This is a genomic window from Rathayibacter tritici (assembly GCF_002932875.1).
Classification (GTDB): domain Bacteria; phylum Actinomycetota; class Actinomycetes; order Actinomycetales; family Microbacteriaceae; genus Rathayibacter; species Rathayibacter tritici.
This window is the reverse complement of sequence record NZ_PSWS01000001.1, coordinates 69,309-91,766: the sequence shown is the minus strand read 5'-3', so window position 1 is coordinate 91,766 and position 22,458 is coordinate 69,309. Positions and strand designations below refer to the sequence as shown.

Genomic DNA, 22,458 nt, shown 5'->3' with positions numbered 1-22,458 from the left:
CGGGGAGCGTAGACCGGAGGCATCCCCTCGAACCGTACCCGTCCCTCGAACCGTACCCACCAGGAGCACCTCAGCATGGACCTCGGAATCACCGGCCGCACCGCCCTCGTCACGGGAGGCGACTCCGGAATCGGCTGGACCACCGCGAAGCTCCTGATCGCCGAGGGTGCGACCGTCGTGATCTCCGATCAGGACCAGGCGACTCTGGACGAGGCAGCGGCCCGGCTCGATGCTCCGGAGGGGCGCGTGCACGCCTTCGCCGCCGACGTCACCAGGACCGATCAGCTCGCCGAGCTGCACCGCCGGGTCGCCGAGTCGGTCGGCGAGATCGACATTCTTGTGCAGTGCGCCGGAGTGACGGGGGCGCAGGGCCTTTTCCACGAGATCGACGACGAGGGCTGGACCAGCACCCTCGAGGTCGACCTGCTCGGGCCCGTGCGGCTGGTGCGTGAGTTCCTCCCCGACCTCCGCTCCGGAGGCTGGGGCCGCCTGGTGCTCACCGCCTCCGAGGACGCCGTGCAGCCCTACGACGACGAACTGCCTTACTGCGCCGCGAAGGCGGGCGTCCTCGCCTTCGCCAAGGGCCTCTCGCGCTCCTACGCGCAGGAGGGCCTGCTGGTGAACACGGTCTCGCCGGCGTTCATCCGCACTCCGATGACCGACGCGATGATGAGCCGGCGCGCCGACCAGAGGGGTACCTCTCTCGACGAGGCGATCGCCTCGTTCCTCGACGAGGAACGGCCGTACCTGGAGCTCAAGCGCCGGGGCGAGGCGGAGGAGGTCGCTGCCGTGATCGCGTTCCTCTGCTCCGACCGCGCCTCCTTCGTGAACGGCTCGAACTACCGCGTCGACTCTGGATCCGTCGCCACGATCTGATCCCCGAACCACGGACCCCGTCCAGCGCACGTACCTCGCGCGTGCGGACGCCGTCCAGCCGAAGAAGCCAGACTCGGGGACGGGACACCGTCCCCGGCACTGCAAGAGAAAGGAACGGTCCATGACCACCACCCTCGAACGCCATGTCGAAGCCCCTGCGGGCTCCGGTGCCAAGACCAGCCGCCGTCAGAACGCCGAGAAGGGCTTCAAGGCCTCGAAGGAGCTGCTCGACAGCCTCCAGATCGTCCTCGTCGACCTGATCGAGCTCCACGTCCAGGGCAAGCAGGCCCACTGGAACGTCGTCGGTAAGAACTTCCGCGACCTCCACCTGCAGCTCGACGAGATCATTGAAGCCGCACGTGAATTCAGCGACGACATCGCTGAGCGTATGCGCGCCCTGCACGGGATCCCGGATGGACGCAGCGACACCGTCGCCGCGACCACCACGCTCCCCGAGTACCCCCACGGCGAGATCGACACGGCCGAGACGGTCGACCTGGTCACGATTCGCCTCGAGAACACCGCCGCCACCATGCGCGAGGTGCACGACCAGGTCGACGAGGAAGACCCGACCAGCGCGGACCTTTTGCACTCAATCATCCAGAGCCTGGAACAGTACGCCTGGATGGTGTCGGCTGAGAACCGCACCACCTCTGCCGCGAAGTAACAGCACCACTGCGAGAGGGGCTCCGCTGACGCGGGGTCCCTTTCCGCGTGTCCGGAGGGAGGAGGGAGGTGAGGGAGTCGAAACGCCCGACGGCCCGGATCGGTGCGGTCCGGATCGGTGCGGTCCGGATCGATGCGGTCCGGATCGGTGCGGTCCGGATCGGTGCGGCCCGGATCGGTGCGGCCCGGATCGGTGCGGTCCGGATCAGTAGGGTCGAGGCATGAGCACGCAGGTCTCCGAACTGTTCGACGCGCACCGCTGGGCGGCCGTCGACGGCTTCGACGCACTCGAGGACATTACCTACCACCACGACCGCTCCGGCCGCATCGCGCGCGTTGCGTTCGATCGGCCCGAGGTGCGCAATGCGTTCCGGCCGCGCACGGTCGACGAGCTGTTTCGCGCTCTCGAGGACGCCCGGACGAACCCGCGCATCGGCGTCGTGATCCTCACCGGCAACGGCCCGAGCCCGCGCGACGGCGGCTGGGCGTTCTGCTCCGGCGGTGACCAGCGGATTCGCGGCCGCGACGGCTACCGGTACTCCGACGGCGAGACCGCGGAGGGCATCGACTCCGCACGGAACGGCCGCCTGCACATCCTCGAGGTGCAGCGCCTCATCCGCTTCATGCCGAAGGTGGTCATCGCGGCCGTCCCCGGCTGGGCCGCGGGAGGCGGGCACTCGCTGCACGTGGTCTGCGACCTCACGCTCGCCTCCGCCGAGCACGGGCGCTTCAAACAGACGGATGCCGACGTCGGGTCCTTCGACGCCGGCTACGGCTCCGCCTATTTCGCCCGCCAGATCGGGCAGAAGGCCGCCCGCGAGGTGTTCTTCCTCGCGCGGGAGTACTCCGCGCAGCGGGCTTACGAGATGGGCGCGGTGAACGCGGTCGTGCCGCACGCCGAGCTCGAGACGACGGCGGTGGAATGGGCTGAGACGATCCTCACCAAGTCGCCGACGGCCATCCGGATGCTGAAGTACGCCTTCAACGCGGTGGACGACGGCCTCGTGGGCCAGCAGCTCTTCGCGGGCGAGACCACGCGCCTCGCCTACGGCACCGACGAGGCCGTCGAGGGACGCGACTCCTTCCTCGAGAAACGCGAACCCGACTGGTCGCCGTTCCCGTGGCAGTTCTGAGCCGGGCGGTGCGTCGGTGACCCGCCCGCTGGTCGGGGTCGATGCGGGTCCCGAGGCTGTGCTCATCGCACTCCGCGCGGCCCTCGACGGCAGCGGACCGGCTCTTCGCCTCTCCGCTCCGGGCGCGGCCCCCGCCTCGACCGACGCTGTCGTGCCGCAGCGCATCGCCGTGGTCGTCGAGACCTCCGGCTCGTCGGGCCCACCGAAGCGGGTCGCCCTCTCGACCGCCGCTCTGCTCACCAGCGCCTCCGCGACCCTCACCGAGCTGGGCGGCCCGGGGCGGTGGCTGCTCTGTCTGCCGACGCACTACGTCGCGGGGCTGCAGGTCCTGGTCCGGTCGCTGACGGCGGAGGCGGACCCGGTGGTCCTCCCGGCCGGCGGCTTCGACGCGGCCGCCTTCCTCGCGCTCGCTCGGACGATGCCGGCGGGGGAGCGGCGCTACTCCTCGCTGGTGCCCGTGCAGCTCGCGCGACTGCTGGACGTGGCCGAACGCGATGCCGCCGCGGCCGAGGCGCTCCGCTCGTTCGACGCCCTCCTGATCGGCGGCCAGGCGACGCCGCAGCCGCTCCGAGACCGGGCAGCTGCGCTCGGCGCGCACATCCGCCTGACCTACGGCTCGAGCGAGACCTCGGGCGGCTGCGTCTACGACGGCCTCCCGCTGCACGACGTTCGGATGCGGGTCGACGACGGGCAGGTGCTGCTCGGAGGCCCAACCCTCGCCGAGGGCTACCTCGCCGACGACGGTACTGTCGACCACGAGCGGAGCGCGGCAGCCTTCGTTGACCGCGACGCACAGCGCTGGTACCGCACTGGCGACGCCGGCACGATGATCGACGGACGCCTCCAGGTGACCGGACGACTCGATCGCGTGATCGTCTCGGGCGGGGAGAAGATCTCTCTCGACGCCGTCGAGGCGGTGCTGCGTGAGGCTGCCGTGGCCGACGCGGTCGTCGTGCGCCGCACCGACGCGCAGTGGGGCGAGGTCCCGGTCGTGGTCACCGCGGAGCAGGCACCTGCGCTCGCGGATCTGCGGACCCTCGTCACGGGCCACCTGGGTCGCGCCGCCGCCCCCGCTGCAGTGCTGCCGGTCGCGGCCATCCCCCTCCTCGCCTCGGGCAAACCCGACCGCCGCGCCCTCGAGCGGCTCGCCGCGCAGCTCTGACGCACTCCGGGCGTTGATGAGCCGGTGGGTAGGATTCCCTCCGTGTCGAGTACGAGTCGCAAGAAGAAGTCCCGCAGCGGCCGCCCCGGGGGGAACCCGCGCGCCGTCGTTGTGAAGCCCGCAGGGCCCCGCGAGTGGATCGCCGGCGCCCGGCTCCGGACGCTCCCGCTGGCCGTCGCTCCCGTGCTGATCGGCACCGGAGCGACGCAGGTGGTCGATGAGGGCTGGCACTGGGTGCGCGCCCTGCTCTGCCTGGCTGTGTCGCTCGCACTCCAGATCGGCGTCAACTACGCCAACGACTACTCCGATGGTGTTCGCGGCACCGACGCCAACCGCGTCGGCCCCTCACGGCTGACCGGCTCGGGAGCGGCGAAGCCGAAGCAGGTACTCACCGTCGCCCTCGTCTTCTTCGGAATCGCCGCCGTCGCAGGCCTCGTGCTGACCGTTCTCTCCGGACACTGGTGGTTCCTCATCGTCGGCGCGGCCGCGATCGCCGCCGCCTGGTTCTACACCGGCGGTCGCCGACCCTACGGCTACCTCGGATTCGGCGAGCTCTTCGTCTTCGTCTTCTTCGGGCTGGTCGCCACGGTCGGCACCACCTTCGTGCAGATCGGCCGCACCAACCAGGAGGCTTGGCTCGGCGCGGTCGCGGCCGGACTCTTCGCCTGCGCGGTCCTGATGGTCAACAACATCCGCGACATCCCGACCGACCGCCTCTCGGGAAAGCGCACCCTCGCGGTCCTCGCCGGGCCCGCAGTCTCTCGGGCGATCTACACCGGGTTCGTGCTGATCCCGTTCGCAATCGCGGTGATCCTCGCGCTGTTCTACCCGCTGGCGTGGCTCACGCTGTTCGTGCTGCTGATGATCCTGCCGTCCATCCTGATCACGCTGACGGCGAAGACGGCGAAGGAACTCATCCTGGCGCTGCAGCTGACCAGCCTGGGCGGGCTCGCCTACGCGGTGATCCTCGGGGCGGCGCTCGCGTTCTAGAGGGTCAGCGCCGGTCAGCGCTCATCGCGAGACGCATCGACCGCGGCGTCCTCGATGTCGTCGTCGGTCGGAGTGCGAGGGGCGTCCTTGCGGCGCTCGTAGATCGCCTCCGCGATGCGCTCGCGCGGCTTCCGCAGCAGGATGTAGGACAGGGACAGACTCGCGATCGCGGCGACGAAGCCCGCGGTGACCGCGGCGGTCAGCTCCGAATCGACGAACGTCCGCGCCGGCAGGTACACCAGCACGAAGACGGCGGCGAACATCGCCAGGCGCAGGAGCGAGTAGACGAGGACCGCGCGGCTCAGTTTCACCGAGACAGTGTACGTCGGCCCCTCCACACAGTTCCGTGAGCACCGTGGGAGCCTCCTGTCCAGCATCCGTGCAGGCCCTCCCCGACGGGGGTACCGGACGTAGACTCAATCCCATGATCCGCCTCGTCATCGGCCTGCTCGTGGCCCTCGCCGTCTTCACGGTCTACACCGTGATCGACGTCGCCCTGAGCAACCGGCACGCCGTGCGGGCGATTCCGAAGTGGTCCTGGCTCCTGGTCGTCCTGATCCTCCCCGTCGTCGGTGCCGGCCTGTGGTTCTGGATCGGCCGGCCACGCAAGCAGCGCGCCGCCGGCCGCCGCTACACGGCCCCGGACGACGACCCCGACTTCCTCGGCACTCTCCGCACCGAGCGCGACCCCGAGGAGGAGCGCCTGCAGGCCGAGCGCATCGCTCAACTCGAGCGCGACCTCGCCGACATGGACGAGCAGGGCGAGGCCGACGGCCCCGGCCGCCGGGATGCCTGAGCACAGGCCGGTCGCCCCCTCCACCCGATTCGCGGTCGACCTTCTCACCCGCTTCGTCGCGCTCGGCGTCCACGACATCGTCCTGGCCCCGGGCTCCCGCTCCCAAGCACTCGCCCTGGTCGCGGCCGAGCTGGAGACTCGCGGTGACGTGCGCCTGCACGTGCGGATCGACGAACGCTCCGCGGGGTTCCTCGCCCTGGGACTCGCCCTCGAGTCGGGGCTGCCCGCGCTCGTCATCACCACCTCCGGCACCGCCACCGCGAACCTGCACCCGGCCGTTCTGGAGGCCGACGCCTCGGACGTGCCGATGATCGTGCTGACGGCTGACCGACCCGTCGAGCTCCGCGGTATCCGCTCGAACCAGACCACGGAGCAGCGCGAGCTCTACGGGCGCGCGGTGCGGCTCTTCGAGGACGTCGCTGCTCCGGGCGAAGCGATGAAGCGCGAGGAGACACACTCACTCGCCGACCGGGCCGTTACGGCCGCGCGGCGCGGGCCGGTCCACCTGAACCTCGCGTTCCGCGACCCGCTCTCCTCCGCCCTGCCGGACATCCCTCCAATCGAGCCGGTCGCACTGCCGTCCTCCCGCCAGGCGACCGTTTCGGCTGTCCTCACGGCTGGACCCGACGAACCACTCACGGTCGTCATCGCAGGCGATAAAGCCGGCGAGCAGGCCGAGGAGATCGCCCGCGCAGGCGACTGGCCGCTGCTTGCCGAGGTGTCCTCGGGAGCGCGCTTCGGACCGCAGCTCGTGGTCGCCTGGCAGCGCCTGCTCGGCGAGCCGGACTTCGGCGGACGGATCCGCCGGGCGATCGTCCTCGGGCACCCGACGCTCTCCCGCGAGGTGCCGGAACTGCTGCGCCGCGATGACGTCGAGGTGATCGTTGTGGATCCTTCGCGCGAACAGTTCTACAACCCGGGCCGACGCGCGCGCCGGGTCAGGGGCATCGACGTCACGCGCGCCGAGGATGCGCCGCGCCCCGAGCGACGCGAACGCGCCTGGGCCGGATCGTGGGTGGCGGCGAGCCGCGCTCTCCTGGCCGATCCGGACGCGCTGGACGAGGTGCCCGACTCCGGATCGACGTCGCTGAAGGACCGGCGAGGCTATGCGCGCAACGCTCTGGCCGCCGTCCGTGCTCCCCTCACCCGCGAATTTGTCGTCGCCGCCGTCTGGAGGGTCACCTGGCCGCACGACCGGCTCCTGTTCGGCGCCTCCCGGCTGATCCGCCTCGCCGACCGGACCCTGCCCGGGAAGCGCATCACCGTACACTCCAACCGCGGCCTCGCGGGCATCGACGGCACGGTTTCGACCGCTCTCGGCATCGCGGTCGCCTCCCAGTCCGGCGCGCAGGGAGCAGTCGGCGTCACCCGTGCCGTTCTCGGCGATCTCACCCTGCTCCACGAGGCCGGCGGGCTCCTCCTCCCGCCGGGGGAGCTGCGGCCGCGAGTGCAGCTCGTCGTCGTGAACGACGGCGGCGGCACCATCTTCGACGGACTCGAAGTCGCCTTGAGTTCACACCCCGACGCGTTCGACCGCGTACAGTTCACGCCCCAGAATGCAGACCTCTCAGCGCTCGCCGCAGCCTACGGGTGGCGGCACCGTCGCGTGGCCGCCCGTGGCGAGCTGGAGCAGGCGCTGACCTCGCCGGGCGACGGGCCCGGGATCGTGGAGATCCGGCTCGATCGCTGACGGTCCGAGACGATCGGTGGGCGAGGACGGACGATGCGCCCGGCGGATCGGACGATCCGGCGGAGGCTCCTCCACAGGCGGTCCGCGGGGCGGATTGTCCGGAGAATGCGACGTCCGGAGCCCGGGACCCCGAGACCCTGCTTCGCTCGATACATGGCTGACGAACAGACCGTGCGGGCAGAGGTCCGGACGCTCGGAGACCGCGCGGCAGCGCTCGCCCGCAGCGCCTCGCCCGTGCTCCTGTCCGGGGCGGAGGCGTTGCACGCGGGACACCGCGCAGCTCTCACCTGCCCGGAGGCCTTCGCGCGCGGTTCCACCGCGGTCAGCGCCGATTCGACCGAGCTCGTCGAGCGCTCGGTCCGAGCCGAATTCGCGGTGGCCCTCGGCATCTCCGAGCGGGCCGCCGCCCGAGAACTGCTGCACGCGACACTCCTGATCGAGGAGCTACCCCGCACGCGCGCCGCACTCGCCGATGCCCGGATGCGCTGGGAGGCAGGGCAGATGATCTGCGCGGTCGCGGCGTCCCTCCCCGAACGTGCACGGGCGGCCCTCGACGACCGCGCGGTCGACCTCGCCGCCACGATGACGCCGACACAGCTGCGACACGCACTCGCCCGACTACGGGAAGAACTGCACGAGGAACCGATCATAGAGCGCCACGCCCGCGCTCGTGAGGACCGCCGGGTCTGGCTAACACCCGAGATCGACGGGATGGCGACCGTTTGCGCACACGTCCCCGCTCCTCAAGCGATAGGTGCGCTCGCGCGACTGGACCGGATAGCACGAGATCTCCGCGACGCCGGAGGTGAGGACGGTGAGGTGCGGACACTGGCGCAGCTGCGCGCCGACGCGTGGGCCGACCTGCTGTGCAACGGCGACGTAGCCGGAACCACGCCGGAGGAAAGCGGCGTCGGAACCTCCGGGGGAGGAGTCCGCGCCGACGTGCGCCTGACGCTAGCGGCCAGCACCGCTGCGGGGGCCGACGACGCACCCGTCGAGCTGGACGGCTACGGCTCGATCCCCGCAGACGCCGCGCGAGCGCTCATCAATGACGACACGTCCTTCACCCCCGTGCTGACCGACGACACGACGGGAGCCGTCGTGTCCGTCGGACGACGTTACCGCCTCCCGCCACCGAGGATGCGGCAGCTCATCCAGCTCCGCGACCAGACCTGCAGGTTCCCGGGATGCACGCGGTCGGCGTCGTCGACGGAGGCGGACCACACCATCGAATGGCGCAACGGCGGAGAGACCACGCCCGCGAACCTCGCTTCGCTGTGTGTCCCGCACCATCACGTACGACACGGCGACCGATGGACTTACTCTCTGCACCCGGACGGTACCGCCGACTGGACCACACCGACAGGCCGGCGCGTGACGACACGACCACCGGTTCTTCCAGGGCGACCACCGGGGATGCCGGAGAAGCCTGGCGATCCCGCCGGCTAAGTCGAAAGAGGGGCGTGCGGAGCAGGTTCCGCCTGCCCACTGCGTGCGTGACGCGGCGTTCAGCTCAGAGCATCGAGGATCGGACGGAACTTCATGCGCGTCTCGGCAAGCTCGGACTCCGGATCGCTGTCGGCGACGATACCGGCTCCCGCCCAAGCCGTGAGGGAGCCCTTCGCACTGATCTCAGCGCTACGAAGGCCCACAGCCCACTCACCGTCGCCGCTGCCATCGATCCAACCGACCGGCCCCGCATAGCGACCGCGGTCGAATGGCTCAAGCTGGCCGATCAGCGAGAGAGCGTCATCGGTCGGCGTGCCTGCGACCGCTGCGGTCGGATGCAGGGCGCTCACGAGATCCAGGGCGGTCGACGTGTCGCCCAGCACGCCCCGGACGTCGGTTGCCAGATGCCACAGGTTCGGCAGCCGAAGTGGGAAGGGTACAGGGTCGGCGGTGAGCTCGCGTGTGTGCGGCTTCAGCTCGCGCATCAGGCTGGCGAGCGCGAACGCGTGCTCGGAGCGGTCTTTCGTGCTTGCGACGAGCGCGGCTGCTACTGCGTCGTCGGCGTTCGCGTCAGTTCCGCGCGCCGCAGTACCAGCGAGCACCCTCGCCGAAACCGTTCCCCGGTCGACAGCCACGAGGGTTTCCGGGCTCGCTCCTAGGAATCCGTCCACCGCGAATGTCCAGCACTCCGGATATCCGTCGGCAAGAGATCCCAGTAGCCGCCGTAGATCCGCCTCAGCAGGAAGCTGGCCCCGAAGGTCGCGCGCAATCACCACCTTCGACAGCTCACCCGCTCGGATCGCCGCCACGGCGCTCCTCACGGCCGCACGGTAGCTGTCCGGCGTCATCGCGCCGGGCGCCAGCGGCACCCGGTAGTCCTCCCCCGACGGCTGTTCGCTGGGTGCCTCGGCGAACGTCGCCCCAGCGACCGCGATCCGAGTCAGCCACGACTGTCCGTCCCGCGTTCCGATCACTGTTCTCGGCACGATGAGCACACTCGTCGCGGTCGATCCCTCCGAAAACGCAAACGCACCGAAGGCGACGAGGCCCGTCCCTGGCAGGCCGACGCCGTCCTGCACGAGCGCCGAGTCGCACAGCATGCGCCATGTCGATGCCGCTTCTCGAAGCCGGTCTGGTCCGGAGAACTCGAGGCGCAGCACTTCGCCTCGTCCGCTGAGTCCTGCGCCTTCGCGCTGCCAGAGCAGGGGCCGTTTCGGGTCGGAGAGGGGGAGGAGCGCCTGCGGGGAGTCCAGCGGCGTTGTTTTCACGTGCAGCGGGAGGGCCCCGGCGCCGATGAGCATCACCTCAGCAGAGTACGCCCGCGCCAGAACGTGAGACGTCCTACGCCTAGTGAGCCGTCGCGGAGGGGTCCATTGCTACCGTAATCCGGTCCGGGGCCGTCTCGCGAGGCGGAGCGGGGCGGCCCCGGCGCTTCCCTGAGGGGAGCGCGTCGACCGGGCGCGGGACGGCGGATGCACAGCCGTCGTTCCGCGTCTCGCCGTACACTTGCGGATCGTGACGAAGGCAGACCTCACCAAGCGGCCCGATGAGGTCGCCTCGATGTTCGACACTGTGGCTCCTGCCTACGACCTGGTGAACGGCCTTCTCTCGGTTGGCAACGACCGGCTCTGGCGGATCGCGACGACTCGGGCGGTTAACCCGGCGCGAGGTGAACGGATCTTGGATGTCGCCGCCGGTACCGGAACGTCCAGCGCTTCGCTTGCGCGGTCGGGGGCTGACGTGGTCGCCGCAGATTTTTCCCCCGGGATGATTGCGGTTGGCCGTCGTCGTCAGGCTGGTCAGGAGCGGATCGACTTCGTACAGGCCGATGCGATGGATCTTCCCTTCGAGGACGAGTCGTTCGACGCCGTCACTATTTCCTTCGGTCTTCGCAATGTTGCCGAGCCGCGGACGGCGCTGGCCGAGTTCCTGCGGGTGCTCAGGCCGGGTGGTCGCGTCGTGGTCTGCGAGTTCTCGACTCCGCCGCTCGCTGTGTTGGCCGCTGCTTACGACTTCTACTTGTCGAGGGTCATGCCCGCGATCGTGCGCCTGGCGTCGTCGAACAATCCCGCGTACGACTACCTCGGTGACTCCATCCGCGCCTGGCCCGAGCAGACCGTTGTCGCGGGTTGGCTGCGCGCTGCCGGATTCGAGAGGGTCGCCTATCGCGACCTGACCGCGGGGATCGTCGCTCTCCACCGCGGCGTCAAGCCGATTGCAGCGAGTCGATGACGGCCGGGGTCCGTACAGCCCGAGACGTTAGAGTTTCCCTGTGAATGCCACTGCGCCTGTCGCTCGTCGCAGCCCGTCGTTGACGGCGCAGCTGGGCCTTTCCGAGCGTATCTTTTCTTCCTCGTCGGATCGTGCGCTCGCGCGGTCGATCGATGCGGGGCTCGAGCAGGTCGAGGCGGGGCTCGTTCGTCAGCTGTCTTTCGCGGATGCCGTGGCCGACGTGTCGACCCGGTACCTTCTCCAGGCGGGGGGGAAGCGTGTCCGTCCGATGCTCACCCTCCTGGCGGCGTCCCTCGGGCGGGGCAATACTCCGCAGGTGTTGCTCGGCGCGCAGGCGATCGAGATCACGCACCTGGCGTCGCTGTATCACGATGACGTCATGGACGAGGCGGAGAAGCGACGCGGTGTTCCGTCGGCGCAGACCGTATGGGGGAACAACGTTGCGATTCTCACGGGCGATCTGCTCTTCGCCCGCGCGAACCAGTTGATGGTTGAGCTCGGGGACAAGGCGATCCGGCTTCAGGCGGATACGTTCGAGCGGCTCGTCCTCGGCCAGTTGCACGAGACCGTCGGTCCTAGCGACGGCGAGGACCCGGTTGAGCACTACCTCTCGGTGCTGGCGGATAAGACGGGTTCGCTCATTGCCGCGGCCGGTCGCACAGGTGTCGCGTTCTCCGAGGCGTCTGAGGAGTACGAGGAGGCCATGCGCGTTTTCGGCGAGAAGATCGGCGTCGCCTTCCAAATCGTCGACGACGTGATCGACCTCTCGCCTCAGCCGGAGGAGACCGGCAAGAACCCAGGCACGGACATCCGCGCGGGTGTGGCGACGCTGCCGATTCTTCGCCTGCGCGAGCGGGCATCGTCGGACCGTGTGGCCGCTGTCCTGCTTGAGCGCATTGAGAGCTATGTCAGCCGCGCGAACGACGAGATTGCGCACACGGAGGAACAGCGCGCCGACATCTCGGACGCCATCGCGCAGCTGCGCGATCATGAGGTCACGGCGCAGACTCTCGCCGAGGCCCACCGGTGGGCCGATGAGGCTGTCGCTGCTCTCGCTCCGCTGCCCGACGGCTCCGTTCGTAGGGCGCTGACGCGTTTCGCTGACACCGTCGTTGAGCGCAATGGCTGACCCTGACGTCGCGGCGCGCCCTGCGCCGCGGGAATGAGACCGGAGTTGCGCGCAGGCGCCCCGGCAGGAGGAACGCAATGACCAAGCTCAGGCTGGCCATCGTCGGCGCGGGGCCCGCGGGCATCTATGCCGCCGACCTCATGATCAAGGCCGAGAAGAAGTATGACGTCTCGATCGACTTGTTCGAGCATCTCCCGGCGCCGTACGGCCTGGTCCGGTATGGCGTTGCGCCTGATCATCCGCGGATCAAGGGGATCATTACAGCTCTGCGGGAGGTGCTCGACCGCGGTGACATCCGGATCTTCGGCAACGTGCATTTCGGGACAGACATCACACTCGAGGATCTGAAGCGCCACTACCACGCCGTGATTTTCGCGACGGGTGCCGTCCGGGATGCCCCTCTCGACGTCCCTGGTGTCGGCCTGGAGGGCTCCTACGGTGCGGCGGACTTCGTCAGCTGGTTTGACGGCCACCCCGATGTGCCGCGCACCTGGCCCCTCGAGGCCTCGTCGGTCGCGGTGATCGGCAACGGCAATGTGGCGCTCGATGTCTCGCGAATGCTGGCGAAGCACGCCGAGGACCTCCTTCCCACCGAGGTACCACCGAACGTCTACGAGGGCTTGCGGGCGTCGCCTGTCACCGATGTGCACGTCTTCGGCCGCCGCGGCCCCGCGCAGGTGAAGTTCACTCCGCTGGAGCTGCGCGAGTTGGGCGAGTTGCGCGACGTCGACATGATCGTCGCGGACGAGGACTTCGATCTCGACCCCGCTTCGGAGGCGGCGATCGCGACCAACAAGCAGGTGATGGTCATCAATCGGGTGCTGAACCAGTGGCGCACCCGCGAGGTCGGCAGTGCCTCGCGTCGTCTGCACCTGCACTTCTGGGCCAAGCCGCTCGAGTTCGTTGATGACGGATCCGGGCGAGTCGGTGCGATCCGCTACGAGCGCACGGAGCCCGACGGCGAGGGCGGCGTGCGCGGCACGGGTGAGATCCGCGAGGTTCCCGTGCAGGCGGTCTACCGCGCGGTCGGCTACTTCGGTTCACCCTTGGACGGTCTGCCGTTCGACGAGATGCGCGGAGTGATCCCGAACCGTGAGGGGCAGGTCCTGGATGACGAGGACCAGCTGGTCCACGGCGTTTACGCGACCGGTTGGATCAAGCGGGGACCGGTCGGCCTCATCGGGCACACCAAGTCAGATGCAATGGAGACCGTTGCCCACGTCCTCAACGACCAGGCGTCCTGGTGGACGCCCGCGCTTCCCGAGGAGGCCGCGGTCGTCGCCCTGCTCGAGGAGCGGGAGATCGCGTACACAGACCTCGACGGCTGGCATCGGCTCGATGAGCACGAGATGGGGCTCGGCGAGCCCGAGGGCCGCGCCCGCGTCAAGGTTGTGCCGCGTGAGGACATGATCGCCATCTCGCGGGCGGAGCCGATCGCCCACTGATCCGCTCGACGTCGGCCCTCCGGAGCAGTTCGGGGGGCCGTTGCCGCCTCGGCGCGGATATCGCGCGTCTCCTCTATGCTTCGGGCACCGCTCAGGATGGAGACAGTATGACCGCGGCCGCACCGCACGACATCATCCGGGTGCGAGGTGCGCGTCAGAACAACCTTCGAGGGATCGATGTCGACATCCCGAAGCGCCGCATCACCGTCTTCACGGGTGTCTCGGGATCGGGCAAGTCGTCGCTGGTCTTCGGCACCATCGCGGCGGAGTCGCAGCGCCTCATCAACGAGACCTATTCCGCTTTTGTGCAGCAGTTCATGGCGTCGCCGGCTCGGCCCGACGTGGAGTCGCTCGACGGGCTGTCGGCCACGATCGTCGTCGACCAGGAGCGGATGGGATCGAACGCCCGCTCGACGGTCGGGACGGCGACCGATGCGTACACGATGCTCCGCATCCTCTTCAGTCGGATGGGCGACCCGCACGCAGGCACGAGCGGAGCCTTCTCGTTCAACGTGCCCGAGGGGATGTGCCCGCGCTGCGAGGGCACGGGTCGGGTGTCGAGCATCGACCTGGATGCGCTGGTCGACCGCTCGAAGTCGCTCGAGGGCGGAGCTCTCGATGCGATTCCGAACTTCGCCGTGGGCGGCTGGTACTGGAAAGGTCTCGCCGGGTCTGGTCTCTACCCGGCGGACGTGCCCATCGCCGAGTTCACGGCGCAGCAGATGGATGCGTTCCTTCACCGGCCGGCGACACGAATGGCCATCGCCGGCATGACCATGACCTACGAGGGTCTTCTGGTGAAGGTCACTCGGCTGTACCTCGCGAAGGAAGCGGCCCAGCCGCACATTCGGGCCTTCGCTGATCGCGTCGCCACTTTCACCGTCTGCCCCGAGTGCGAAGGCGGGCGCCTCACCCGGGCTGCCCTCGCGTCGCGTATAGCCGGACGTACCATCGCCGAGTGTTCGGCGATGCAGGCGACTGACCTCGCCGGCTGGCTCCGTGGGATGCAAACTCCTTCGGTCGCTCCGATCGTCGAGACGCTCCTCGGCACGCTCGATGCGCTGGTGCAGGTGGGGCTCGGCTACCTGTCGCTCGACCGCGAGTCGGGCACTCTGTCGGGAGGCGAGGCGCAACGAGTCACGATGGTGCGGCATCTCGGATCGAGCCTCACCGATGTAACCTACGTCTTCGATGAGCCGACGGCCGGCCTGCATCCGCACGACGTCTCGCGGATGATCGAACTGCTACGCCGCCTCCGGGACAAGGGCAACACCGTGCTGGTGGTCGAACACAAGCCCGAGATCATCGAGATCGCCGATCACGTCGTCGACCTCGGTCCGCGTGCCGGCGCGCACGGCGGCGAGCTGCGATTCGAGGGGACGGTGGCGGGTCTGCGCGCGTCGGACACGCTGACCGGCCGCCACCTCGGGCACCGTGTACCGCTCAAGGAGTCGGTGCGCCGTCGGACGGGGGCCGTCGAGATCCGCGGCGCTGCGACTCACAACCTCCGCAGCATCGACGTCGACGTCCCGCTCGGCGTGCTCACGGTTGTGACCGGCGTCGCCGGCTCGGGGAAGTCGTCCCTTCTGCACGGCTCGCTCGCGGGTCGACCTGGGGTGGTCGTCGCCGACCAGTCGCCGATCCGAGGCTCGCGGCGCAGCAACCCCGCCACCTACACCGGCGTTCTCGACGCGATCCGTGCGGCGTTCGCGAAGACGAACGGAGTGAAGCCGGCGTTGTTCAGCGCCAACTCCGCTGGCGCCTGCCCGGTGTGCAAGGGCGCCGGGATGATCTTCACCGAGCTGGGTCCCGCTGCGACAGTCTCGTCGGTCTGCGAGGAGTGCGAGGGCAAGCGTTTTACCGCCGAGGTGCTCGAGTACCGTCTGCGTGGGAAGAACATCCACGAGGTGCTCTCGATGCCGATCGTCGACGCCGCGGAGTTCTTCGCGGCCGGGGCGGCGCAGCCCGTGCTCGCCCGCCTCGTCGACGTCGGGCTCGGCTACCTCACGCTCGGCCAGCCGTTGAACACGCTGTCCGGAGGCGAGCGCCAGCGGCTCAAGCTTGCAATCAACATGGCCTCGTCCGGATCGGTGTATCTGCTCGACGAGCCGACAACGGGGCTCCATCTGGCCGACGTCGACACTCTGCTCGGGCTCCTTGATCGCTTGGTCGACTCGGGGAACTCCGTCGTGGTGATCGAGCACCATCGCGCAGTGATGGCCCATGCCGATTGGATCATCGATGTGGGTCCCGGAGCCGGCCATGACGGGGGAACGGTGGTGTTCGAGGGCACTCCGGCCGAGCTGGCGGGGTCCGGAACGCTGACCGGGCGGGCACTCGCCGAGTATGTGCGGTGAGCCCGCCGTCGCTGCAGAGTCGGGAGAACGTCCCGTGGGCGATGAGGTCGCGCAGGAAACGATCGAGTGGACGAGGCCCGCGGGGTCAGCGGGAGAACGGACCGGACAGTGCCGCCCACTGCAGCAACATGATCGTCTTCGCGTCGACGATCTGCACGCCGATCTGAGTGAGTGCCTCATCGAAGGAGAGTTCCACCACCTCGATGTCCTCGCCCTCGTCCGCGAGTCCCGCGAAGGTGCCGTCGCGGCTGCCCGCCCGGTAGCGTCCGGCGTAGAAGTGCAGCTTCTCCGTCACCGACCCCGGGCTCATGAACGCGTCGAACACGTGCTCAAGCCGGCCGATCTCGAGACCCGTCTCCTCCGACGCCTCCCGACGCGCGCCCTCCTCGGGTCCGTCCTCGTCGAGGAGGCCGGCGGGAACCTCGAGGAGCATCCCGTCGACATCGCCGTTCACGTAGGCGGGGTAGCGGAACTGCCGGATGAGGACGACCGTGCGCGCCTCCGCGTCGTAGAGCAGGACGGCCGCGCCGTTGCCCCGGTCGTAGGTCTCGCGTTCCTCGCTCGTCCAGCTACCGTCCCGGTGCCGGTACTCGAAGCGGGTGGTGCGGAGGACGTACCAGTGACTCGAGAGGAGGGTCACCTCTTTCACCACGACGTCGGGATTGCCGGTGAGGTCGAAGCCTTCCCGGTCGAGCTCGATGCGGCCGCGTCGGTCCGGCTCGTCGACGCCGACAGTCACGCGCGTGCTCCCGAGTGCGCCATTGCTCAGCGGAAGTTGACGAACTGGAGGTCGAGCTCGAGGTCGGCCCCGCGCAGCAGCGTCATGGTCGCCTGGAGGTCGTCGCGGCTCTTCGAGGAAACGCGGAGCTCGTCGCCCTGGATCTGCGATCTGACCGACTTCGGTGCCTCGTCGCGGATGAGCTTGTTGATCTTCTTCGCGTGCTCCTGATCAATGCCCTCCTTGAGGGTCGCCTCGATCCGGTACTCCTTGCCCGACGCGAACGGCTCTCCCGCGTCGAGGCTCTTCAGGCTGATGCCGCGCTTGATCAGCTTCGACTGGAAGACGTCGAGGATGGCGTTCGCCCGTTCCTCGGTGTTGGCCTTGATCAGGATCTTCTCGCCGCTCCAGGCGATCGACGCGCCGACATTCTTGAAGTCGTAGCGCTGCTCGACCTCCTTGTGGGCCTGGTTCAGTGCGTTGTCCGCCTCCATCTTGTCGATCTTGCTGACGACATCGAATGTTGAATCTGCCATGGCTGCGAGTGTAGCTTTCCGGTTCGGCGGGGCCCCGCCTCAGGCGCAGCTGGTATCCCTGGGGTGTGCGCTGCCTTCCCGTTCTCGTCCTCGTCCCGCTCGTCGGTCTCCTTCTCGCCGGTTGCGGCGAGCGGCCCCCCGCGCTGACGGTCGAGGAGGGGTTGTCCACGGTCCCGCCAGTGGCGGCCGTCCCCGTCGCGGCGGATCCGATCGTCCTGCAGAATCCCGAGCAGGCCACGGAGACCCCGGTACGCCTCCTCACCGACGAGACCTGGCTCGCCACGGCGGCGGAGAGGAGCGGGATCCCCCTGCGCGCCCTGACCGCCTACGCAGGCACGGCTTTGCTCATATCGTCCGTCGATCCCGATTGTCGTCTCGATTGGGCGACCCTGGCCGGCATCGGTTACGTCGAGAGCCGTCATGGCACGATCGACGGCGGCGAACTGGGCGAGGACGGTCGCCCGACCGAGCCGATATACGGCCCTCGCCTGGATGGCACGCGATTCGACACGGTCCCCGACAACGATGGCGGAGCGCTCGACGGCGACGCGGAGGTCGACCGGGCGATGGGTCCGCTCCAGATCATCCCGACGACCTGGATGCTGTGGGCGTCGAGCGGCTGGGACCCGCAGAACGTGGACCAGCAGGCGGTGACGGCGGCGCGCTACCTCTGCGACGCTGGTGGTGATCTCTCGACCGAGTCGGGTTGGCGGGCGGCGATCGCCGCCTACAATCCGGCCCCAAGCTACGCGGGGAAGGTCGCGGAGGCGGCGTCCCGCTACGCGGCGGAAGCGGCATGATCCGCGCCGTACCGATTTCCGATCCGCCGGTCGCGCGGGTATCCTTGCTGAGCGCCTCCGGTTGTGACTACGCGGTCGGGTGCGCCATGGCGAGTTACCCTAGCGGCCAAAGGGATCTGACTGTAAATCAGACGGCGTAGCCTTCGGGGGTTCGAATCCCTCACTCGCCACAGAGGTGACGCCCCGACATCAACCGATGTGCGGGGCGTTCCGTGTACCGGGGCGTTTCGCTCGGTAGGCCCTCGCCCTCAGCCCTGCGCCTCCCGCCCCGGGAATCCGGCTAGCGAGAGCGGCGCTCGCCCGTTGCCGTCGCGGTCGAGCTGCTGCCCCGCGCGTCATGCTGCCAGTCCGGCGCGTTCCCTCGGCCGCGCGACGCGTTCGCCGTGTCGACGAATCCCCGGGGTCGCCCGGCCCTGGGCTCCAAGACCGCGAATCGTGCCGTCCTCGGCGAGCATCGTGGGCAGGATGCCGTGGTAGAGATTGCAGCGCAGGACTGACCGGTCCGTGCCCGAGCGGCGGATCGCGTCCTCGGTCGCCGCGTGGTCGCGGGCGAGCGCGAAGACCGCCCCGGGGGCAGCGCCGGCCGCACTCGGCTTTGGCGACCCCGGTGAGGGCGATCGGGCGCTCACCTCGCCACGACGGGACCGATGCCTAGGCTGGTGCCATGAGCGATCACGCCCCTCTCCTCGCCATTGCCCGATCGATCGCCATCGAGGCGGCACAGCTCGCCCGTCAGCGGCGGCAGGATGGAGTCGAGATCGCCGCGTTGAAGTCCTCTCCCGAGGACGTGGTGACGGCCGCTGATCGCGAGGTCGAGCAGCTCATCCGCCGTCGTCTCGCCCGGGCGCGGCCGGATGACGGATTCCTCGGAGAGGAGTCGGGTTCTAGCGGAGGGACGAGCGGCCTCACCTGGGTGGTCGACCCGATCGACGGCACCGTCAACTACCTCTACGGCATCCCGTCCTATGCGGTCAGCATCGCCGTGGTCGAGGGCGAGCCTGATCCGGCCACATGGACGGCGCTCGCCGGTGCGGTGGTCAATGGCGCGACGGGCGAGGTCACCACGGCGAGCCGTGGCGGAGGCGCGGAGCGGGACGGCGTCGCGGTGCGGGTCGTCGCGCCGACCTCGCTCTCGCTCGCGCTCCTCGGCACCGGGTTCGGCTACGACGCAGGCCACCGAATGCGGCAGGGTGCGGTGGTGCAGGAGCTGCTCGGCTCGGTGCGTGACATCCGTCGCATCGGCTCCGCGGCCCTCGACCTGTGCTCGGTGGCGACGGGGCAGCTGAACGCTTACTACGAACGAGGGCTGAACCCCTGGGACCTGGCCGCGGGGGCCCTGGTCGCCCAGGAGGCGGGGGCTCGAGTGGCGGGGCTGGACGGTGCGCCGTTCGGATCCGGTCTGCTCATCGCTGCACCGGATCCGCTGTTCGGCGAGCTGGAGGATGTGCTGCGCCGACTGCGCGCGGACGAGGTGTAACCGCTCTCCGCCGTCGGGCTACGCAACGCTCCTGCGTGAGGACTCCCCTCGGCGCAGTTCCGCACCGCGGATCGCCGAGCGGCGGGCGATGAACGCGCCTGTCGGGGCCGGGCTCTGGCCGGAGAGCGGTCGTCATGGTTATCCTTTATGCATTCGTGATGTTCGCACAGGTTGCACTCACGGACCCGCGCGGCGTGTCCTCTCCGGAGGGCCGCTCGTCCCCTGCCCCCGACGAAAGATCTCGATTTCGTGAGCCCCGATTCGCCTGCCTCCGCTGCCTCCGCATCGACCCCCGGCGAATCGACTCCACCGCTGTCCCGCCGCGAAATCCGCGAGCGAGAGCGCGCCCTGGCCCTCGCGGCCGACGTGTCGCTGTCGAGCATGTCCAGCGGCGGCCTCAGTGCCCCCACACCAGATCAGCTGCGCGAGGCCGAGCGCCGAGTCGCCTCCGTCCGCAGTGCCCCAGCACCCGTGTCCGCCCCGCGCTCGGCCCCGCTCCGCCCCGTGCGCCGTGCCAGGATCGGTGGACTCGCCGCGCTCTCGTTCGTCGCAGCCATCGTGGCGGCGACCTCATTGCCGGCCACGTCGCTGCTGACCGCGGAGGACGTGCAGGCTCAGAGCCTGACCGTCCCGTTCGGTGCCGATTCTCGACGCGGCGCGCAGTCGTTCGTGGCGGGTGAGGTCAGCGCCGCGACGATCGCCCGCGACGGCTTCGGCGTGCACGAGCGTAAAACCCAGACCAACGTGGCCGACATTGTCCGTACCTCCGACGCCGGCTTCACGAACGACCCGAACGCCTCGATCCAGTGGCCCTTCGCGGTGGGCGTGCCGGTGGGGGACCGCTTCGGTTACCGCAACTGCGCGGGTTGTTCGGTCAATCACGGCGGGACGGACTTCAACCCGGGCGACGGTTCGCCCATTCAGGCCATTGCCGACGGCGTGGTGCGCACGGTGATCGACGGCGAGGGCTCGCTCGGCGTTCACGTGATCGTCGACCACGAGATCGACGGGCAGCTCGTCTCCAGCGTCTACGCACACATGCAGCACGGCACGGCGGCCGTGAACGAGGGCGACCCGGTCAAGGTCGGCCAGCTGCTCGGCCTGGTGGGTACAACCGGCATGTCGACCGGACCGCACCTGCACTTCGAGATCCGCTTGGATGGCGTGACGAAGGTCGACTCGTACCTCTGGCTGCAGGCCAACGCCGGGCGCTGAACCCTGACGCAGGGCTACCCCGCGCGCCTGCAGATCAAACGCTCGGGCTACTCCGTGCGCAACCAGACCGTCGTATCCGCGGGCAGCGCCGGCTCGTGCAGCCCCTCGGACGAGAGCACCACGAAACCGACGGGCAGCTCGACCGGGGCGTCACCGAGGTTCGCGATCACCGTGACGCCGCCGTTCCGGAAGGCCACCACGTCCTCCGGATAGCCCTGAAGCCACTCGACGTGGCCCGAGCCCAGGTCCTCCGCTCGGCGCACCGCGAGCAGGGAGCGGTAGAGCTCGAGCGTCGAGCCCGCGACTCCGCGCTGGCGGTCGCGAGCGAGTGGCGCCCAGTCGCTGGGCTGCGGCAGCCAGGAGTCACCGGTGCCACTGAAACCGTACGCGGGCGCGTCGGCCTCCCACGGAATCGGCACTCGGCAGCCATCGCGGCCGTAGCGCTCGCCGCCGGTGCGGAACCAGGTCGGATCCTGACGCGCCGAGTCGGGCAGGTCGATCGCCTCGGGTAGTCCGAGCTCCTCACCCTGATAGACGTAGGCGGAGCCGGGGAGCGCGAGCATCAGCGCGGTGGCCGCGCGGGCGCGGCGGAGGCCCAGCGCCGGGTCGGGCAGCCCGGGCGAGCGAGGGCCGATGCCGTAGCCCTGCGGGTTGTCGGCGGTGAGCGCGAGGCGACTGGCGTGGCGCACGACGTCGTGGTTGGACAGCACCCAGGTCGAGGGGGCACCGACTGCGGCGAAGGCCTCGACGGAGGAGTCGATGATGTCGCGGAGGGCGCGCGCGCTCCACGGGGTCTCGAGGTAGGCGAAGTTGAAGGCCTGGTGCATCTCGTCGGGGCGCACCCAGCGGGCGAGCTTCGAGAGCGGCTGCACCCACGCCTCGGCGCAGAGCACCCGGTCGTCCGGGTACTCGGCGAGCAGAGAGTGCCAGTCCCGGTAGATCTCGTGGACGCCGTCCTGCGCCCAGTAGGGTGCGGTGACGGGTTCGTCCCCATCGGCCGGCGCCACTGCGCCCATCGAGCCGCTGTCCGTAGGCGGCGTGTAGTCGGGCAGCCCCTCGGCCTTGATCATTCCGTGCGCCACGTCGACGCGGAAGCCGTCGACTCCCCGGTCGAGCCAGAAACGCAGGACGCCGCGGAAGCGTTCGCGCACCCACTCGTTCGTCCAGTCGAAGTCGGGCTGCGAGGTGTCGAAGAGGTGCAGGTACCACTGGCCGGCGTTCCCCTCGGATTCCGTGACACGGGTCCACGCCGGGCCGCCGAAGACCGACTCCCAGTTGTTCGGGGGTAGCTCTCCCGACTCGCCGCGTCCATCGCGGAACAGGTAGCGCCCCCGCTCGGCGCTTCCCGCGGGAGACGCGAGCGCCTCCTGGAACCAGCGGTGAGCGCTGGAGGAGTGATTGGGGACGAGGTCGACGATGACCCGGATGCCCAGGGCGTGTGCGCGGGCGAGCATGGCGTCGAAGTCGGCAAGGGTGCCGAAGAGTGGATCGACGTCGCAGTAGTCGGCGACGTCGTAGCCGGCGTCCTTCTGCGGAGAGGTCATAAAGGGCGAGAGCCAGATTGCGTCGACGCCCAGCTCGGCGAGACTCTCGAGCCGCGACGTGATGCCGGGCAGGTCGCCGATGCCGTCGCCGTCCGCGTCCGCGAAGGAGCGCGGGTAGATCTGGTAGATGACGGCGGTGCGCCACCACTCGGATCCCCGGTGGTGTTCGGCCTGGGAGGAGGGGCCGGGGACGTTCTCGGGCGCGCCGGAGAGGGCGGAGTCCAGGGTCATGGTGCTCAGTTT

General features: G+C 69.4%; 20 protein-coding genes and 1 tRNA gene. 16 read left to right on the top strand and 5 right to left on the bottom strand.

Going from position 1 to position 22,458, the window contains the following annotated elements; all coding sequences use genetic code 11:
- Positions 1–75: 75 nt before the first annotated feature.
- From C5D07_RS00485 to C5D07_RS00460, 5 genes are all read left to right on the top strand, one after another.
- On the top strand, positions 76–876 hold the full coding sequence (locus C5D07_RS00485) for an SDR family NAD(P)-dependent oxidoreductase (protein WP_068255380.1): 801 nt from the start codon (positions 76–78) through the stop codon (positions 874–876).
- 121 nt (positions 877–997) lie between these two features.
- Positions 998–1,543 (top strand): Dps family protein, encoded by a 546-nt coding sequence (locus C5D07_RS00480; RefSeq protein ID WP_068255376.1) that lies wholly within the window; start codon positions 998–1,000, stop codon positions 1,541–1,543.
- 220 nt (positions 1,544–1,763) lie between these two features.
- Entirely contained in the window at positions 1,764–2,675 is a 912-nt protein-coding gene (locus C5D07_RS00470; protein ID WP_068255374.1) for a 1,4-dihydroxy-2-naphthoyl-CoA synthase, read from the top strand.
- A 16-nt stretch (positions 2,676–2,691) separates the two neighbouring features.
- On the top strand, positions 2,692–3,837 hold the full coding sequence (locus C5D07_RS00465; RefSeq protein ID WP_068255369.1) for an AMP-binding protein: 1,146 nt from the start codon (positions 2,692–2,694) through the stop codon (positions 3,835–3,837).
- A gap of 42 nt (positions 3,838–3,879) precedes the next feature.
- The gene (locus C5D07_RS00460; RefSeq protein WP_068255367.1) at positions 3,880–4,827 is read left to right on the top strand and encodes a 1,4-dihydroxy-2-naphthoate polyprenyltransferase; all 948 of its coding nucleotides are present in this window, start codon (positions 3,880–3,882) and stop codon (positions 4,825–4,827) included.
- 14 nt (positions 4,828–4,841) lie between these two features.
- Here the strand turns inward: C5D07_RS00460 and C5D07_RS00455 are convergent, their stop codons facing one another.
- Positions 4,842–5,138, bottom strand: coding sequence for a DUF4229 domain-containing protein (locus C5D07_RS00455; protein WP_167542387.1), 297 nt, complete (start codon positions 5,136–5,138; stop codon positions 4,842–4,844).
- Between the two features lie 113 nt (positions 5,139–5,251).
- Between C5D07_RS00455 and C5D07_RS00450 the strand changes: the two genes are divergently transcribed.
- The 3 genes from C5D07_RS00450 (at position 5,252) to C5D07_RS00440 (ending at position 8,762) form a co-directional block, all read left to right on the top strand.
- The gene (locus C5D07_RS00450; protein ID WP_068255363.1) at positions 5,252–5,623 is read left to right on the top strand and encodes a PLDc N-terminal domain-containing protein; all 372 of its coding nucleotides are present in this window, start codon (positions 5,252–5,254) and stop codon (positions 5,621–5,623) included.
- On the top strand, positions 5,616–7,313 hold the full coding sequence (gene menD / locus C5D07_RS00445; protein WP_104258356.1) for a 2-succinyl-5-enolpyruvyl-6-hydroxy-3-cyclohexene-1-carboxylic-acid synthase: 1,698 nt from the start codon (positions 5,616–5,618) through the stop codon (positions 7,311–7,313). Before C5D07_RS00450 ends, menD begins: the two co-directional genes overlap by 8 nt.
- Positions 7,314–7,466: 153 nt before the next feature.
- Positions 7,467–8,762, top strand: coding sequence for an HNH endonuclease signature motif containing protein (locus C5D07_RS00440; protein WP_170063469.1), 1,296 nt, complete (start codon positions 7,467–7,469; stop codon positions 8,760–8,762).
- A 59-nt stretch (positions 8,763–8,821) separates the two neighbouring features.
- On the opposite strand, the gene C5D07_RS00435 is transcribed toward C5D07_RS00440, so the two are convergent.
- Positions 8,822–10,063, bottom strand: a complete 1,242-nt coding sequence (locus C5D07_RS00435) for an isochorismate synthase (RefSeq protein WP_104258378.1) — start codon at positions 10,061–10,063, stop codon at positions 8,822–8,824.
- Positions 10,064–10,277: 214 nt separating this feature from the next.
- On the opposite strand from C5D07_RS00435, the gene ubiE reads away from it, so the two are divergent.
- The 4 genes from ubiE (at position 10,278) to C5D07_RS00415 (ending at position 15,925) form a co-directional block, all read left to right on the top strand.
- On the top strand, positions 10,278–10,994 hold the full coding sequence (ubiE, locus tag C5D07_RS00430) for a bifunctional demethylmenaquinone methyltransferase/2-methoxy-6-polyprenyl-1,4-benzoquinol methylase UbiE (protein ID WP_068255356.1): 717 nt from the start codon (positions 10,278–10,280) through the stop codon (positions 10,992–10,994).
- 40 nt (positions 10,995–11,034) lie between these two features.
- Complete coding sequence (locus C5D07_RS00425) at positions 11,035–12,123, top strand: polyprenyl synthetase family protein (protein WP_068255345.1); 1,089 nt, start codon at positions 11,035–11,037, stop codon at positions 12,121–12,123.
- Positions 12,124–12,200: 77 nt separating this feature from the next.
- Positions 12,201–13,568, top strand: a complete 1,368-nt coding sequence (locus C5D07_RS00420; protein WP_104258354.1) for an FAD-dependent oxidoreductase — start codon at positions 12,201–12,203, stop codon at positions 13,566–13,568.
- Positions 13,569–13,675: 107 nt separating this feature from the next.
- Positions 13,676–15,925 (top strand): ATP-binding cassette domain-containing protein, encoded by a 2,250-nt coding sequence (locus tag C5D07_RS00415; RefSeq protein WP_104258353.1) that lies wholly within the window; start codon positions 13,676–13,678, stop codon positions 15,923–15,925.
- A gap of 85 nt (positions 15,926–16,010) precedes the next feature.
- Here C5D07_RS00415 and C5D07_RS00410 read toward each other — a convergent pair whose 3' ends face one another.
- Both C5D07_RS00410 and C5D07_RS00405 read right to left on the bottom strand, forming a co-directional pair.
- On the bottom strand, positions 16,011–16,664 hold the full coding sequence (locus C5D07_RS00410; protein WP_068255341.1) for an NUDIX domain-containing protein: 654 nt from the start codon (positions 16,662–16,664) through the stop codon (positions 16,011–16,013).
- 26 nt (positions 16,665–16,690) lie between these two features.
- Complete coding sequence (locus C5D07_RS00405; protein ID WP_068255339.1) at positions 16,691–17,179, bottom strand: YajQ family cyclic di-GMP-binding protein; 489 nt, start codon at positions 17,177–17,179, stop codon at positions 16,691–16,693.
- 65 nt (positions 17,180–17,244) lie between these two features.
- On the opposite strand from C5D07_RS00405, the gene C5D07_RS00400 reads away from it, so the two are divergent.
- The 4 genes from C5D07_RS00400 to C5D07_RS00385 all read left to right on the top strand — a co-directional run bounded on the left by C5D07_RS00400 (position 17,245) and on the right by C5D07_RS00385 (position 20,671).
- Positions 17,245–17,979, top strand: a complete 735-nt coding sequence (locus tag C5D07_RS00400; RefSeq protein ID WP_068255337.1) for a lysozyme family protein — start codon at positions 17,245–17,247, stop codon at positions 17,977–17,979.
- An 88-nt stretch (positions 17,980–18,067) separates the two neighbouring features.
- Positions 18,068–18,149, top strand: a tRNA-Tyr gene (locus tag C5D07_RS00395).
- A gap of 494 nt (positions 18,150–18,643) precedes the next feature.
- Positions 18,644–19,456 (top strand): inositol monophosphatase family protein, encoded by an 813-nt coding sequence (locus C5D07_RS00390; protein WP_104258352.1) that lies wholly within the window; start codon positions 18,644–18,646, stop codon positions 19,454–19,456.
- Positions 19,457–19,705: 249 nt separating this feature from the next.
- On the top strand, positions 19,706–20,671 hold the full coding sequence (locus C5D07_RS00385) for a M23 family metallopeptidase (protein WP_068255318.1): 966 nt from the start codon (positions 19,706–19,708) through the stop codon (positions 20,669–20,671).
- A gap of 47 nt (positions 20,672–20,718) precedes the next feature.
- On the opposite strand, the gene C5D07_RS00380 is transcribed toward C5D07_RS00385, so the two are convergent.
- A complete protein-coding gene (locus tag C5D07_RS00380) occupies positions 20,719–22,446 on the bottom strand; it encodes a glycoside hydrolase family 13 protein (protein ID WP_104258351.1) in 1,728 nt (575 codons plus the stop codon).
- Positions 22,447–22,458: the final 12 nt, after the last annotated feature.

Excerpts from the sequence above, each read along its gene's own strand:
- C5D07_RS00485 (WP_068255380.1), top strand. The coding sequence starts at position 76 with ATGGACCTCGGAATCACCGGCCGCACCGCCCTCGTCACGGGAGGCGAC.
- C5D07_RS00480 (WP_068255376.1), top strand. The coding sequence starts at position 998 with ATGACCACCACCCTCGAACGCCATGTCGAAGCCCCTGCGGGCTCCGGT.
- C5D07_RS00470 (WP_068255374.1), top strand. The coding sequence starts at position 1,764 with ATGAGCACGCAGGTCTCCGAACTGTTCGACGCGCACCGCTGGGCGGCC.
- C5D07_RS00450 (WP_068255363.1), top strand. The coding sequence starts at position 5,252 with ATGATCCGCCTCGTCATCGGCCTGCTCGTGGCCCTCGCCGTCTTCACG.
- menD (WP_104258356.1), top strand. The coding sequence starts at position 5,616 with ATGCCTGAGCACAGGCCGGTCGCCCCCTCCACCCGATTCGCGGTCGAC.
- C5D07_RS00440 (WP_170063469.1), top strand. The coding sequence starts at position 7,467 with ATGGCTGACGAACAGACCGTGCGGGCAGAGGTCCGGACGCTCGGAGAC.
- C5D07_RS00435 (WP_104258378.1), bottom strand. The coding sequence starts at position 10,063 with ATGCTCATCGGCGCCGGGGCCCTCCCGCTGCACGTGAAAACAACGCCG.
- C5D07_RS00420 (WP_104258354.1), top strand. The coding sequence starts at position 12,201 with ATGACCAAGCTCAGGCTGGCCATCGTCGGCGCGGGGCCCGCGGGCATC.
- C5D07_RS00415 (WP_104258353.1), top strand. The coding sequence starts at position 13,676 with ATGACCGCGGCCGCACCGCACGACATCATCCGGGTGCGAGGTGCGCGT.
- C5D07_RS00405 (WP_068255339.1), bottom strand. The coding sequence starts at position 17,179 with ATGGCAGATTCAACATTCGATGTCGTCAGCAAGATCGACAAGATGGAG.
- C5D07_RS00390 (WP_104258352.1), top strand. The coding sequence starts at position 18,644 with ATGAGCGATCACGCCCCTCTCCTCGCCATTGCCCGATCGATCGCCATC.
- C5D07_RS00380 (WP_104258351.1), bottom strand. The coding sequence starts at position 22,446 with ATGACCCTGGACTCCGCCCTCTCCGGCGCGCCCGAGAACGTCCCCGGC.